This window comes from Acinetobacter sp. WA-87 (assembly GCF_039938935.1).
GTDB classification, from domain to species: Bacteria; Pseudomonadota; Gammaproteobacteria; order Pseudomonadales; family Moraxellaceae; genus Acinetobacter; species Acinetobacter seifertii.
On sequence record NZ_JBDUVF010000005.1, the window covers coordinates 76266 to 91032 of the forward strand.

12 protein-coding genes are annotated in these 14767 nt (G+C 40.3%); 5 read left to right on the plus strand and 7 right to left on the minus strand.

Annotated elements, in window-relative coordinates; all coding sequences use genetic code 11:
* The first annotated feature begins 321 nt into the window (after positions 1–321).
* Positions 322–3045: a preprotein translocase subunit SecA gene (gene secA / locus ABFY81_RS14575; RefSeq protein ID WP_019457513.1), complete on the plus strand. Its 2724-nt coding sequence runs from the start codon at positions 322–324 to the stop codon at positions 3043–3045.
* Between the two features lie 131 nt (positions 3046–3176).
* Positions 3177–3620 carry a hypothetical protein gene (locus ABFY81_RS14580; RefSeq protein WP_019457514.1) on the plus strand — a complete coding sequence of 148 codons (444 nt, stop codon included), beginning with the start codon at positions 3177–3179 and terminating at the stop codon, positions 3618–3620.
* A 68-nt stretch (positions 3621–3688) separates the two neighbouring features.
* Here the strand turns inward: ABFY81_RS14580 and ABFY81_RS14585 are convergent, their stop codons facing one another.
* Together ABFY81_RS14585 and ABFY81_RS14590 are read right to left on the minus strand one after the other, a co-directional pair.
* Positions 3689–4999 carry an MFS transporter gene (locus tag ABFY81_RS14585; protein WP_151761560.1) on the minus strand — a complete coding sequence of 437 codons (1311 nt, stop codon included), beginning with the start codon at positions 4997–4999 and terminating at the stop codon, positions 3689–3691.
* Positions 5000–5132: 133 nt separating this feature from the next.
* Positions 5133–5774: a hemolysin III family protein gene (locus ABFY81_RS14590; RefSeq protein WP_077162403.1), complete on the minus strand. Its 642-nt coding sequence runs from the start codon at positions 5772–5774 to the stop codon at positions 5133–5135.
* A gap of 127 nt (positions 5775–5901) precedes the next feature.
* Here ABFY81_RS14590 and ABFY81_RS14595 point away from each other — a divergent pair, with 127 nt between their 5' ends.
* A complete protein-coding gene (locus tag ABFY81_RS14595) occupies positions 5902–7113 on the plus strand; it encodes an SAM-dependent methyltransferase (protein WP_347914047.1) in 1212 nt (403 codons plus the stop codon).
* A 12-nt stretch (positions 7114–7125) separates the two neighbouring features.
* On the plus strand, positions 7126–7545 hold the full coding sequence (locus ABFY81_RS14600; protein WP_174736260.1) for a GNAT family N-acetyltransferase: 420 nt from the start codon (positions 7126–7128) through the stop codon (positions 7543–7545).
* Between the two features lie 29 nt (positions 7546–7574).
* Here the strand turns inward: ABFY81_RS14600 and ABFY81_RS14605 are convergent, their stop codons facing one another.
* From ABFY81_RS14605 to ABFY81_RS14625, 5 genes are all read right to left on the minus strand, one after another.
* A complete protein-coding gene (locus ABFY81_RS14605; protein ID WP_191012133.1) occupies positions 7575–8435 on the minus strand; it encodes a patatin family protein in 861 nt (286 codons plus the stop codon).
* Positions 8436–8450: 15 nt separating this feature from the next.
* The gene (locus tag ABFY81_RS14610) at positions 8451–8705 is read right to left on the minus strand and encodes a hypothetical protein (protein WP_019457519.1); all 255 of its coding nucleotides are present in this window, start codon (positions 8703–8705) and stop codon (positions 8451–8453) included.
* A gap of 164 nt (positions 8706–8869) precedes the next feature.
* Complete coding sequence (locus ABFY81_RS14615) at positions 8870–11005, minus strand: 3-hydroxyacyl-CoA dehydrogenase NAD-binding domain-containing protein (RefSeq protein ID WP_347914048.1); 2136 nt, start codon at positions 11003–11005, stop codon at positions 8870–8872.
* An 18-nt stretch (positions 11006–11023) separates the two neighbouring features.
* Complete coding sequence (locus ABFY81_RS14620) at positions 11024–12229, minus strand: acetyl-CoA C-acetyltransferase (RefSeq protein WP_347914049.1); 1206 nt, start codon at positions 12227–12229, stop codon at positions 11024–11026.
* Between the two features lie 171 nt (positions 12230–12400).
* Positions 12401–13411: an AraC family transcriptional regulator gene (locus ABFY81_RS14625; protein ID WP_002051267.1), complete on the minus strand. Its 1011-nt coding sequence runs from the start codon at positions 13409–13411 to the stop codon at positions 12401–12403.
* 210 nt (positions 13412–13621) lie between these two features.
* Here ABFY81_RS14625 and ABFY81_RS14630 point away from each other — a divergent pair, with 210 nt between their 5' ends.
* The gene (locus ABFY81_RS14630) at positions 13622–14740 is read left to right on the plus strand and encodes a CaiB/BaiF CoA-transferase family protein (protein WP_347914050.1); all 1119 of its coding nucleotides are present in this window, start codon (positions 13622–13624) and stop codon (positions 14738–14740) included.
* Positions 14741–14767: the final 27 nt, after the last annotated feature.

Below are 14767 nucleotides of genomic sequence, written 5' to 3' on the forward strand. Positions count from 1 at the left end.
TTTATTATGAATTTTTTATATAAGTGTAAATATATATGACTAAAACTCACTAATTTAAGAACTGAATCAATGTAACTTTAAGATAAATTTGCTAAATTAGATTTCTCGGAAGTTGTGTTCAATAGATGAGCGTTAATATTGAGTTTTTAGGTGCCGGACATATTCAGCGGCCTTAGAGAAAGGTTGAAACCGTTTGTCTAACTATCAGATTTTTTTTATGGGTTTTGTGCAAAACCCTTGTACTTCAAATTTCTGGCACCATAATAAACGACTGAGAAAAAATTTATTCATTTGACCAAGCAAGATTTAGAGAGTTTATCCATGTTGGCAAGTCTGATCGGAGGTATCTTCGGTACAAAAAATGAGCGTGAACTCAAACGCATGCGCAAAATTGTTGAGCAAATCAATGCGCTCGAGCCGACGATATCAGCTTTAAGCGATGCAGACTTATCTGCAAAAACTCCAGAATTCAAACAACGTTATAACAATGGCGAAAGTTTAGATAAGTTACTCCCTGAAGCGTTTGCAGTTTGTCGTGAGGCAGCAAAACGTGTAATGGGCATGCGTCACTATGATGTGCAATTGATTGGTGGTATTACTCTACACGAAGGCAAAATTGCCGAAATGCGTACCGGTGAAGGTAAAACCCTTATGGGTACTTTAGCGTGTTACTTAAACGCATTAAGTGGTCAAGGCGTTCATGTGATTACTGTGAACGATTACTTGGCACAACGTGATGCTGAGTTAAACCGTCCATTATTTGAATTTCTAGGTTTAAGCATTGGTACAATTTATTCAATGCAAGAACCGTCAGAAAAAGCAGCGGCTTACCTTGCTGACATTACCTATGGTACCAACAACGAATTTGGTTTTGACTACTTACGTGACAACATGGTGTTTTCTTTAGCAGAAAAGAAACAACGTGGTTTGCACTATGCCATTATCGATGAAGTTGACTCAATCTTAATTGATGAGGCGCGTACCCCATTAATTATTTCTGGTCAAAGTGAAGACTCTTCACACCTCTATACTGCAATCAATACGATTCCACCAAAATTACATCCGCAAAAAGAAGAAAAAGTTGCCGATGGTGGACATTTCTGGATTGATGAAAAGCAGCGTTCAGTTGAAATGACTGAAATCGGTTATGAAACTGTAGAACAAGAACTCATTCAAATGGGCTTGTTGGCTGAAGGCGAAAGCTTATATTCAGCAACAAACTTAAACCTTGTTCACCACGTGTCTGCTGCTATTCGTGCGCACTTCTTATTCCAACGTGATGTTCACTATATTATTCATGATGGTGAAGTGATCATTGTTGATGAGCACACTGGTCGTACAATGCCGGGTCGTCGTTGGTCAGAAGGTTTGCACCAAGCAGTTGAAGCAAAAGAACGCTTGGAAATTCAGCCTGAAAACCAAACTTTAGCAACAACTACATTCCAGAACTATTTCCGTCTTTATAAAAAGCTTTCAGGTATGACAGGTACTGCTGATACTGAAGCTGCGGAAATGAAAGAGATTTACGGTCTTGATGTTGTCATTATTCCGACTCACCGACCAATGATTCGTAATGACCAAAACGATTTAATTTATTTAAACCGTAATGGTAAATATAATGCGATTATTCAAGAAATTATGAATATTCGCGAACAAGGTGTTGCACCGATTCTAATTGGTACAGCAACCATTGAAGCCAGTGAAATTCTATCTTCTAAGTTGATGCAAGCTGGTATTCACCACGAAGTGTTGAACGCTAAACAGCACGAGCGTGAAGCAGACATTATTGCTCAGGCGGGTAGCCCAAATGCAGTAACAATTGCAACCAACATGGCTGGTCGTGGTACAGATATTATCTTAGGTGGTAACTGGAAGGCGAAACTTGCCAAGCTTGAAAACCCGACAGCAGAAGATGAAGCTCATCTGAAAGCACAATGGGAACAAGACCACGAAGATGTATTGCAAGCAGGTGGTTTGCATATTATTGGTTCTGAGCGCCATGAATCACGCCGTATTGACAATCAGTTACGTGGTCGTGCGGGGCGTCAAGGTGACCCTGGTGTTTCTCGCTTCTATTTATCTCTTGAAGATGACCTTATGCGTATTTTCGCAGGTGACCGTGTTGTTGCCATGATGCGTGCAATGGGCTTACAGGAAAACGAAGCGATTGAACACAAAATGGTAAGCCGTTCTATCGAAAATGCACAACGTAAAGTTGAAGCACGTAACTTCGATATTCGTAAGAACCTATTGAAATACGATGACGTGAATAATGAACAACGGAAGATCATTTATTCACAACGTGATGAAGTGTTAGCTGAAAACACTCTACAAGAATACGTTGAAGAAATGCATCATGAAGTCATGCAAGCCATGATTGCTAACTTTATTCCACCAGAGTCCATTCACGACCAATGGGATGTGGAAGGCTTGGAAAATGCTCTACGTATTGATTTAGGCATTGAGTTACCAGTTCAGGAATGGTTAGAGCAAGATCGTCGTCTTGATGAAGAAGGTCTAGTTGAACGTATTAGCGATGAAGTGCTTACACGTTATCGTCAACGTCGTGCACAAATGGGTGATGAATCAGCAGCAATGCTTGAGCGTCATTTCGTTTTAAATTCTCTTGACCGTCATTGGAAAGACCATTTGGCTGCAATGGATTATTTGCGTCAAGGTATCCACTTACGTGGCTACGCGCAAAAGAACCCAGAGCAGGAATACAAAAAAGAAGCATTTAACTTGTTTGTAAACATGTTAGGCGTTATTAAAACTGATGTTGTGACTGATTTGTCTCGTGTACATATCCCAACACCAGAAGAACTTGCAGAAATGGAAGCTCAACAACAACAGCAAGCAGAAGCAATGAAGCTTTCTTTTGAGCATGATGATGTTGATGGCTTAACTGGTGAAGTGACTGCTTCTCAGGAAACACTCAATGAGTCGGTTGATAACCAACAAATGTTCCCTGTTCCTGAAAGTCGCAATGCACCGTGTCCATGTGGTTCTGGTTTAAAATATAAGCAGTGTCACGGCAAAATTTAATTTGCTTGATAAAAAAAAGCAGAACAATTGTTCTGCTTTTTTTTGGTTTGTAGTAAGCCTGTGAATAATGTTTGCAGTTTTAAGCATTAAATGCTATTTACTTCTCATCCAGAGTGTATGTTGGAAAGACAATGAAAAAAGTATTACAACCCTTATTTTTAGCTGTTCTTGCTGTGCCAAGTTTTGTTTTCGCAGCAGAAACAACTTCAGCCCCTCAAACAACAACGGTTGCTAAAGTTCGTGCAGCAACTGGTCCAACTTCGGCTCAGGCTGTAGTGAAGCAAGAAAACACGACGGTAATTAGCCCTCGTACAGGTATTCGTTATACATTGGGTAATACAGGTAATCGCCCAATCATTTTACAAACTGCTGCGATTGCTCCTGCAAACTCTGCAAACATTAATCGTATTGTGGCAACTAACCCAGCGTTGTCTGCGAAAAGCCAAGAAAAAGCAAAAATTGCTTTAATTGGTGAAGCAGCAGTTGCGGGTGCAGCAGCTGTAGCAGCAAATAATGTAACTGCTCCAGCGGCGACAAACGGTGTTGCGCCAGCAAATCCTGCATCAATGAATTAATTTTCATATATAAAAAAAGCCGGTCAATTTTGAACCGGCTTTTTTTATATTAGGGTGTTTGAAAATGTTTAAATCTGATTATTTACATCGTCATTTTTTGTTTCACGTATTAATAAGAACGCGACCAATGATAAAAGTGATGCTGCTGTCAGATAATAACCTACAGCATATAAACCGTAAGTTTCAGCAAGTTTTGTGGCAATCAGTGGAGCAAACGATGCGCCAAAAATACCAGCTAAGTTAAAGGTTAATGCTGAACCTGTATAACGAACTGAAATTGGGAAAATCTCAGAAAGAACTGTACCAATTGGGCCATAGGTTAAACCCATAATTGATAACCCAGTACACAAGAAAAGAAAAACGATAAGAGTATTTCCAGACTCTAACATGGTAGAGAAGAATAATCCGAAGATCGCAGCAGCGATACATACGCCAACTGAAGTGGCTTTACGTCCAAATTTTTCTGCAAAAATAGCAGATAAAGGAATGAATGCTGCAAAACAAAGTGTCGCAAAAAGTTGAAGTTCTAAAAACTCACCACGTGCATAACCCAGTTTCGTCGTTCCCCAGTTAAGTGCAAACACTGTAGTGAGATAAAACACAACGAAAGTACAGATCGCTGCAATCGTGCCGAGAATAAGCTTACCCGTATGTTTCGTGACAACTTCTTTAAATGGAATATTAACTTCTTTTTGTTTATCTAAAACTTTCTGGAAAGCTGGAGTTTCATGGAGTTTTAAACGGATATATAAACCAACAATGACCAAAATTGCACTCGCAATAAATGGAATACGCCAGCCCCATTGCATGAATGCCTGTTCAGGAATAGCCGCACTTAAAAGTAAGAATGATCCCGTTGCTAAAATAAAACCAATAGGGGCGCCAAGCTGTGGGAACATGCCATACCATGCACGCTTACCTTCTGGTGCATTTTCAGTTGCAAGTAGTACAGCACCACTCCATTCACCTCCTAGACCTAAACCTTGTCCTAGACGGCAAGCCGCTAGTAGTAAAGGAGCCACAATCCCGATTTGTGCATAAGTTGGGAGTAGGCCAATACATACCGTTGATATACCCATGGTCAGCAAAGCTGCCACTAGTGTTGCTTTACGGCCAATACGATCCCCTAAGTGGCCAAATAAGGCTGCACCGATAGGACGAGCAATAAAGGCAATCGCAAAGGTTGCCAGAGACTGTAAGACTGCGGCACTGCCACTGCTAGCAGGGAAAAACAGGTGTGGAAAGATAATCACGGCAGCAGTTGCATAGATATAAAAGTCGAAGAACTCAATGGTTGTACCGACTAAGCTTGCAAATAAAACTCGTGCTTTTGAATTAGTGGCTACTACAGGAGCAGCAGTCGCAGAGGTTGACTCCATATAAGTCCTTATATCAATTAAAATTTATTTTTAGTTTGCTATCCTTTTTTAAAAGATAATTTTCTTAAAGAATAGCGTGAAAGAACATCATCCATGACTCTTTCAGGATCACTGAATATGAGTGAAAAATGGACTAAATAACGTACCAATAGATTGCAAGAAAGTGTGCTCCTGCACCTAAAAGCACAAAAATATGCCAGATTGCATGGGTATATCTTACCTTTTTTAATGCGTAAAACAATGCTCCAACAGTGTAAGCTAAGCCCCCAGTAATTAAGAACATCAAAGCATCTTTACTTAAATAAGTACGCATATCATCCATTACAAAAACTGCAAGCCATCCCATTAGAACATAAGCAAGTAATGAGATTTTCTGAAAACGGTGAATGAAAACTAACTTGAAAAGTGTACCAATTGCAGCAATGGCCCAAAGTGCAATAAGTAATATATGGGCTTTGGGTGTAGGTATCGCAATACTTAAAAACGGGGTATATGTTCCTGCAATTAAGTAATAAATAGCAGTGTGATCGAGTTTTTTATACCAGTAACGTAAGTTTTGGGTTTGCGCAAAGTGATAAAGAGTTGAACTGGTAAAAACGAGAATTAGGCTAAAAGCGTATACCCACAAACCTACCCACTGAGCAGTTGGAAGATAAGATCCTTTTATAATTAAAAGGATAGCGGCAACCACGGCCATAATAACGCCAGCACCATGGCTATAGGCATTAAAAAGTTCTTCTTTGGGGTCGTAAGTTTCTAACACCGATTTACTCATAAGTTTATTTTTTTGATTAAAAATACAAATGTATAGAAATACAAAACAGTCGTAAAGTTATTTTATTTTTAATCCTATACCCTTTAAACTTTCAGTTTATATGAGTCACCATTCTTTAGGTATATCTGTGTCGGTTTTCTCCTTTGAGCAAGAACAGCAATTCTTTCATGAAATCAAACAAATGCTTGATGAGCAGAGTTTTGAGCGTTTGATTTTGAGTCAATATAAAGGAGAGTTGGCACAACTAGAAAAAATCACTTTTCGTATTGTAGAGTTAAATGGGCAAAAGCAGCTTTCAGCTTTATATCACCATAGTACTCAAGATGTGACTAAAAACTATACCTTTGAAGAGGGTTTAGAACAGATCGCAACGTTGATTGTGCAATGTAAACAAGCAAATTTATTTTCAACTCTGCAAGAAATTCAGCTTAAAAAAAATAAGAAAAAAGCCATGCTTAACATTGGGAAAAAACAAAGTACGAATATGTCTCCAACTGTACAAGCGCATGATCGTGAGAAACAGCGTTATGTACAGCAGAGTAGTGCATTTCTAAAAGAGCTTGGTATTACCGATGAAAAAGCTCAAATCATTCCAAGTATGGCTCGTAAATGGAAGCAGATTAATAAATTTATCGAAATTTTTGCGAGCGCGTATGAACAAATTGATGCAGAGCAAAAAGAATTACACATCGTCGATTTTGGTTCAGGGAAAGGTTATTTAACTTTTGCTTTGTATGATTATTTACAGGAACAACAAAAGATTCCACTGATTACTGGTGTAGAGCTGCGCCGTAACTTGGTGGAGTTCTGCCAGAATGTGGCGGACAAAGTGCATTTTAATCATTTGGACTTTTTTGAAGGTGATGTACGTAGTTATCAGCCAGAAAAGCTAGACGTTATGATTGCTTTGCATGCGTGTGATATTGCGACTGACTTTGCTATTCATACCGGAATTCGTTTGAACGCTTCAATGATTATGTGCGCGCCGTGCTGTCACAAAGAGTTGCGTCCACAACTACATAGTCCTGAAGTTCTACAACCGATGCTACAGTTTGGTATTCATGCTGGGCAACAAGCTGAGATGTTGACCGATACATTACGTGCGTTACTTTTAAAAGCGTATGGTTATGAAACTAAAGTTTTTGAGTTTGTATCACTTGAGCATACCAGCAAAAACAAAATGATTTTGGCAACAAAACGCAAGAATGTTTCACAACCTGATGCGAAGATTATGGCTCAAATCCAAGCATTAAAAGAAATGTACGGGATTAAAAAACATACCTTGGAACTGTTATTACAAGATCAATTGCCGATCGAAAATATTGGCTGCAAATGCTAGGAAGATGAGTGAATGTATAAAGTTATAGCGGATGATTGGGAGCAGCTTGAGAAAGATGCGAAATATATCCGTGAGCAAGTCTTTATTCAAGAGCAGGGAATTGCGCCTGAAGATGAATGGGATGATTTTGACGCAACTGCTGTGCACTTTATGGTGTATGACAAAGAGCAGCCTATCGCTACAGCACGTTTGTTGCCACAGCATAGTGTAGGGCGTGTTGCCGTTTTAATGTCTTATCGAAAGCAGGGTATTGGTAAAATTTTAATGCAGCATATTATTGACTATGCGCGTAACCAGAAACTGCCTTATTTAAAGCTTTCCGCGCAAACTTATGTGACAGCTTTTTATGAGGCTCTAGGTTTTAACGTGCAGGGTGAAGTTTACCAAGATTGTGGTATTCCACATATCAATATGATTTTAGCGTTAAGTTGAGATTCCTTTGTAGAAATCTCAACTTTGAATTACTTCATCGCATTCCAGTTTTCGATGGCTTGTAAGCCAGTCTCTAAACCAACTTCGTAACTATAACGAAGCTTTTTCGGATTTGTGGTTAAGCGGCCTGCCATATTTTTAAGAGGCGGTGGACATACTTCTAAAATTTGCTGGTCTGGATTATTGCCACGAACAAAATCTACCGAAGCATTATAACGGGCACAACGGTTTCGTAAACTGCTTGCAAAACCATAGTGGTGTTTAAAAGCATATTTCGCAAGGAATTGGTCGCCTCGACTACTTGCTTTAAAGTAGTTCTTCGGACGAGTACGTAAAACTAATAGCTTTTTGACACCACTTTGCTGTGCTGTCCAGCGAACGGGTAGAGCATCTGCAACGCCGCCATCAAAGTAGGGTTCACCCATAATATCGACGGGATGACGAGTTAAAACTGGAATTGAGCTAGAAGCACGCAGTGCATTTAGCAAATTATCTTTACCAGCACGAAGATACTCAGCATGACCTGTTTTAGCATGCGTCAACACCATATAAAAATCTGGATTTTTGGCAAAAAGGCTCTGTTGATCAAGAGGATGTTCTTTTTCACCAATTTCCCACATCCATTTTAAATCAAGTAAATCGCCACCTTTAAAGAAGCGCTTATAATCGATAAATTCAGGACGTAGTGAATGGTCAACATAAAATGTTAAAGTTCGGCCTTGTTGACCTGCTAAGTAGTTAGCCACATTGGTCGAACCAGAAGATACACCAACATATAAGTCAAAAGGATTGAACTGCTGTTGTAGAAAAGCATCAAGTACACCACTGGTAAAGGCACCACGCATGCCTCCACCTTCTACAACCAGTGCATTGCGGGAAAAATCTGTCATTTGAAAAATATCTGATTACTGATGTGAATGCTGATGTTCTTGCATGTCCATTCCAGGCATGTTGTCATGCTGACTTTGTTGATCTGTCGATTTTTCAGCTTTTTGTTGCATTTCGTGCTGTTGAGCTTTGCGCTGAGCACCTGGCATATAGTCAGGTTCATTACTCATTGCTAAATAGAAAAAGCCAAGGAAAATCGCACTTAAAACACCAACGATCAGAACAAATTTCCAGCCTAAAACTGCTGATTCGGAAGAATTTTTATCGGACATAAGGATTTCTCGAATGTGCTGTAGAAGCACAAAAATGAAGTCTATTTATAGCATATTTAGGCTGTAGGCAGAAATCTTAAAGAACATAAAGAAAAACCCATATAAATAAAATATATTTATATGGGTAAGGTTTATGCAGTTTTTAAATATTCATTACGTCTAAGTTATTGAATATTTTGCTTCTTCTCAGCTTTGGTTTTTAGTAATGCTGGTGGTGTGAATCTCTCACCATATTTGGTAGCTAACTCTTCGGCGCGTTTTTCTGCTTTCTCAATACCATATTGATTGAGGAATTGAATCGCTCCACCAGTCCAAGGGGCATAACCAATTCCAAAAATAGAACCGACATTGGCATCAATAACCGATTCCAATACACCTTCTTCGTAACAACGTAAGGTATCTAAGGCTTGTACAAACAAAATACGATCAATCATATCTTGCTCGGAAATATCGTGATCTTTCTGCCAGCGGTTTAAGCCTTCCCATAGGTGTTTTTTACCATTTTCAGGATAGTCATAGAAACCTGCGGCAGCAGCTTTACCTTTACGGTTTAATTCATGAATCATGGTATGAATCACTTCATCTACTGGTGTTTTCGGTAGCTCTTTGCCTTCGGCTTGTAAAGCTTTACGTGCTTCGCTAGCAACATGCTCGGTTAAAGTTAAAGACACTTCATCTTGAATCGCAAGTGGTCCCACAGGCATGCCAGCTTTCAGTGCTGCCATTTCAATACGTGCTGGGTGGACGCCTTCGGCAAGCAAGCGCATACCTTCTTGAATGAAAGTACCAAACACACGACTGGTAAAGAAGCCACGGCTATCATTGACAACAATGGGTGTTTTTCCAATTTGCTGTACGAAATCGTAGGCTTTAGCAAGTGTCTCTGCGGAGGTATTTTTACCTTTGATAATTTCAACCAACTGCATTTTGTCGACAGGGCTAAAGAAATGCAGACCAATAAACGCTTTATCATCTTTACTTGCTTGAGCTAAACCTGTGATTGGCAGGGTCGATGTATTCGATGCCATTACGCCATTAGATGCTAAATATTGTTCAGCTTCTTGAGTGACTTTGGCTTTAAGTTCTTGATTTTCAAATACCGCTTCAATAATTAAGTCACAGCCTTGAAGGTCTTGAGCTGACGCTGTAGCCGTAATGAGCGATAAAACCTGATCGCGTTTTTCTGCGGTCATACGGCCTTGTGAAACACGTTTATCTAAGAGTTTTTGTGAGTAAGCTTTGCCTTTCTCAGCATTTTCAACAGATACATCTTTAAGGATAACAGGAATGCCTTTAATCGCGGTTGAATAGGCAATGCCCGCACCCATCATGCCCGCACCCAACACACCAACTTTAGTGGCTTGCCATTTTGCAACGTCAGCAGGGCGGCTTGCACCAGACTTAATTGCATTTAAACCATGCCAGAAAGTGCCGATCATATTTTTAGAAATTTGGCCTGTTGTAAGCTGAGTAAAGTAGCGAGACTCGATACGCAGTGCAGTATCTACATCGACTTGAGCGCCTTCAACTGCGGCAGCCATAATCGCTTCAGGAGCAGGGTAACAACCTTTGGTTTTATCTCTTAACATGGCTGGTGCAATCGCAAGAACTTGTGCAACTGCTGGAGTTTTTGGGTCACCACCCGGAATTTTATACCCCTTCACATCAAAAGGCTGTTGAGATTTTGGATTCGCTTTTACCCAAGCAATTGCTTTATCTAAAAGCTCTTGTTCATTTTCAGCTGTGTCATGAATTAAGCCTAAAGATTTTGCTTTATCGACACCGAACTGTTTGCCTTCCATTAAAAATGGAAACGCATTTTGAAGCCCAAGTAGGCGTACCATACGCACAATACCGCCGCCGCCTGGTAACAAACCTAAAGTGACTTCTGGTAGACCAAATTTGCTTTTCGGGTCATTGATTGCAATACGGTGATGACAACTTAATGCGATTTCCCAACCACCGCCAAGTGCAGTGCCATTTAATGCAGCAACAACTGGAATGCCTAGCGTTTCAATTGTGCGTAAATGACCTTTTAGCTTTTCAACCATATTAAAAAAATCAGTCGCATGTTCAGGTTGAACTTGAATTAGCTCATCTAGGTCACCGCCTGCAAAGAAAGTTTTTTTAGCTGAGCGGAAAATAACACCTGAAAGTTCTGTTTCTGCTTTAAGTTTCTGAGTGACTTCATCGAGCGAGTCACGAAACTCGGCATTCATGGTGTTCGCAGATTGACCTGTTGAATCAAGCGTTAAAATGACAATATTGTCGGCATTTTTTTCGTATTGAATTGCACTCATTTTTTATATCCCTAATTTTTATACGCGTTCAATAATGGTGGCAATACCCATACCACCGCCAACACAGAGCGTCGCTAAACCACGCTTTTTATCTTGTCGTTCAAGCTCATCAAGTAGTGTGCCCAAAATCATGGCACCTGTTGCTCCTAGCGGATGGCCTAAAGCAATCGCACCGCCATTTACGTTGACTTTTTCAGCGGGGACGTTGAGCTCATTAATAAAACGCATAACAACTGCCGCGAATGCTTCATTGACTTCAAATAGATCAATATCATTAATAGTAAGACCAGCTTTTTCCAAGGCTTTGCGTGCAGCAGGCGCAGGACCAGTCAGCATAATGGTTGGGTCAGTACCAACTAGTGCTGTCGCTAAAACTTTAGCGCGTGGTTTTAAATTTTGTTCTTTTACTGCTTTTTCTGAAGCTAATAAAACGACAGCCGCTCCATCGACAATGCCTGATGAGTTACCTGCGTGATGAACATGGTTGATTTTTTGTGCTTCTGGATATTTTTGTAAGGCAACAGCATCAAAACCCATTTGTCCCATCATTTCAAAACTTGGGTTGAGCTTTGCAAGACCTTCTAGTGTGGTATGGCCTTTAATAAATTCATCTTTTTCTAAAATTATCACACCTGAATGATCTTTGACTGGCACAACTGATTGGTCAAAATAACCATTTGCTTGAGCTGCCGCTGCTTTTTGTTGTGACTTCACTGCAAAGTTATCGACATCTTCACGGTTATAGCCATCTAAGGTTGCAATCAGGTCGGCCCCGATACCTTGTGGAACAAATGATGACTTAAGATTTGTTTCTGGGTCTAAAGCCCACGGTCCGCCATCAGAACCCATTGGAATGCGTGACATTGATTCAACGCCACCAGCAACCACTAAATCTTCCCAACCAGAGCGGACTTTCATGGCTGCCATGTTGACTGCTTCTAAACCTGAAGCACAAAAGCGGTTAATTTGTACACCAGCAACATCATCATTCCAGCCTGCGGCAATTGCTGCGGTTTTGGCAATATCGCCGCCTTGGTCACCAATTGGTGTTACGCAACCTAGAACAATGTCATCCACTTTAGATGTATTGAGTTGATGGCGTTGCTGTAATTCATTTAATAGAGTGGTGAGTAATGTGATTGGTTTTACTTCGTAAAGAGAGCCGTCTTTTTTTCCTTTTCCGCGTGGTGTGCGAATGGCATCAATAATATAAGCCTCGCTCATAACAGTTCCTTTTTTATTGCTTAAAATTTATTTGTGTTTTGAGTGTACTGGTTTTAATAGCGAGTGCAATGACGATAAGCGCACCAGTCAGGTGATGATTTTTGCCAATAGAGATATAAAAAAAGCCCAAGTTGAACTTGGGCTAGATGTGAATACAAAGAGATTTAAGAATTAGTGGTAACCGTGTAGTTGGCGATATAAGCCAGGCGTTACACCAGTCCACTTTTTAAATGCACGGTGGAATGTACTGGTTTCACTAAAGCCTACCTGTTGAGCAACATCTTCAAGTGTTAATTCAGGGTTGAGCAACAAGTGAATCGCAGCATCTCGACGTAGAGCATCTTTTACGCCTTGATAGCTTTTACCTTCAGCAGCTAAGCGGCGGCGTAAAGTTTGCGGAGATAAATACAGCATTGATGCAACGTCGTTAAGCGTTGGCATTTCTTCACCAATTTGACTCTTAAGTACGTCACGAATACGAGAAGTCAACGAGTTGGTGTTTTTGAATTTTACTAAAAGCTGAGCAGGAGCTGCTTTTAGGAACTCTTCTAGCGTTTTTTCATCTTGGCGGATTGGTAAATCAAGATAATCAGCTGCAAAAGTTATTTCGGTGCGAGGTGCATCAAACTGCATGACTGGCGCAAAGAATAACGCATCATATTCATCTGCATGTGCAGGACGCGGATAGCTAAAATGAACACGTTCTAACGGTAAACGACGTTCAATCAGCCACGATGCTAAACCATGCCAAATCATGAGCATACTTTCAGTAATGAAATGATCTGGATCTAGTGTTTTTGGAATGAGAGGAACCAAACGCGCTTCGTGTTTGTCACGCTCTAGTGTTACCGACCATTCATCACCAAATAACTTGTAAAATTGAGATGAAAGTTCGAGAGCTTGTCCTAAAGTTTTTGCATGAATAATCAACTGACACATAATGGCAAAAGTGCCCAAACGACGCGGTTGTACATCAAAACCGACGTGTTCGTCTTGGGTGACCATCCATAGCATTTTTATAAAACGGGTATATTGTTCTGGTGAGATTCGAGCTTTAGGTTGACGTAATAGTTCCGCTTCGATACCCACATGTGAAAGTAACGTCTCGACATCCATGCCAAGGCGTTTTACGCCTGTCAAAGCCGCATTCACGAAGTGGATGCTAATCGTATCGCGACTCATATTGAATCCTTCAGTCTCTTTGATGTTCACTTTAAATTGACCTAAATGACCGTCTAAAAAAATAAATTGGCGATTTACAACAGTGTAAAAGCACTTTTTACATGTTAAATTGCCGAAATGATCAAGGTAAATGGCTGAACATGACATTGTTTTAGAATATTTGCTTAACTAATATAAAAGAAAATTCGAATAATAGTGGTTAAAAATACGATGACGACAGCATTAAACGGACTTAAAGTTCTCGATTTCTCGACGCTCTTACCTGGACCTTTTGCCACAATGTACTTAGCCGATATGGGCGCAGAAGTCATCCATATCGAATCTCCATCACGTCCAGATCTCATTCGGATTATGCCGCCCTATGCCAATGGACAAGCGACTGCACATAGTTATTTAAATCGAAATAAACAGTCGATTGTTCTCGATTTAAAAGATGCTGCCAGTATTGATCTTATAAAAGCCAAGATTTCCGAGTTTGATATTGTCATAGAACAGTTTCGGCCAGATGTTATGCGCCGTTTAGGGCTAGACTATGCAACACTTGCAGAAATTAACCCGCGTTTAATTTATTGCTCAATTACAGGTTATGGACAAACTGGAAACTATAAAGATCGAGCTGGGCACGACATTAATTATTTAGCTTTAGCGGGTATTGCAGGTTATAGCGGTCGACAAGATAGCGGCCCGCCACCGCTTGGCATTCAGGTTGCCGATATTGCAGGCGGATCATTACATGCAGTTATTGCTATTTTGGCTGCGGTTGTCGAACGCAGTCGTAGTGGTATGGGACAATACATTGATATTTCGATGACCGACTGTGTGGCGAGTCTAAATAGCATGGCAGCATCAGCCGCACTTGCAGGTCAAGTTGAGCAGGCGCCAGAGCAGGGCATGCTCAACGGTGGCATTTTCTATGACTATTATATAACTCAAGATGGGCGTTATCTTTCTATTGGTAGTCTTGAGCCACAATTTATGGCTGGGTTGTCTGCTGCATTAGATTTACCTATGCTGTTGCAAAAAGGCGCTTCATTAGATGTCCAAGATCGACAGGACGTTAAGCAAGCCATTCAAGAAAAAATTAAAAGCAAAACGTTTAAAGAATGGCATGAAATTTTTGCAAATTTGGATGTTTGTGTAGAGCCAGTATTGAGTTTGAGTGAGGCTTTAAACTCGCCATTAGCACAACAACGTGGATGGATTGTGGATGTTCCTTTGCAAAATAATACGACAGATACAGAACCACAGATCGCATGCCCAATTAAGTTTTCACGTTCACAAATGCGATATTCCTTTGTAGGTCAAAAGCTTGGCGAGGGACAGTGGTAATGTCTTAGGGCTATTTCTTATACAGTA

Excerpts from the sequence above, each read along its gene's own strand:
- ABFY81_RS14610 (WP_019457519.1), bottom strand. The coding sequence starts at position 8,705 with ATGTCCGATAAAAATTCTTCCGAATCAGCAGTTTTAGGCTGGAAATTT.
- ABFY81_RS14585 (WP_151761560.1), bottom strand. The coding sequence starts at position 4,999 with ATGGAGTCAACCTCTGCGACTGCTGCTCCTGTAGTAGCCACTAATTCA.
- ABFY81_RS14615 (WP_347914048.1), bottom strand. The coding sequence starts at position 11,005 with ATGAGTGCAATTCAATACGAAAAAAATGCCGACAATATTGTCATTTTA.
- ABFY81_RS14600 (WP_174736260.1), top strand. The coding sequence starts at position 7,126 with ATGTATAAAGTTATAGCGGATGATTGGGAGCAGCTTGAGAAAGATGCG.
- ABFY81_RS14630 (WP_347914050.1), top strand. The coding sequence starts at position 13,622 with ATGACGACAGCATTAAACGGACTTAAAGTTCTCGATTTCTCGACGCTC.
- ABFY81_RS14580 (WP_019457514.1), top strand. The coding sequence starts at position 3,177 with ATGAAAAAAGTATTACAACCCTTATTTTTAGCTGTTCTTGCTGTGCCA.
- ABFY81_RS14590 (WP_077162403.1), bottom strand. The coding sequence starts at position 5,774 with ATGAGTAAATCGGTGTTAGAAACTTACGACCCCAAAGAAGAACTTTTT.
- ABFY81_RS14605 (WP_191012133.1), bottom strand. The coding sequence starts at position 8,435 with ATGACAGATTTTTCCCGCAATGCACTGGTTGTAGAAGGTGGAGGCATG.
- ABFY81_RS14620 (WP_347914049.1), bottom strand. The coding sequence starts at position 12,229 with ATGAGCGAGGCTTATATTATTGATGCCATTCGCACACCACGCGGAAAA.
- ABFY81_RS14625 (WP_002051267.1), bottom strand. The coding sequence starts at position 13,411 with ATGAGTCGCGATACGATTAGCATCCACTTCGTGAATGCGGCTTTGACA.
- secA (WP_019457513.1), top strand. The coding sequence starts at position 322 with ATGTTGGCAAGTCTGATCGGAGGTATCTTCGGTACAAAAAATGAGCGT.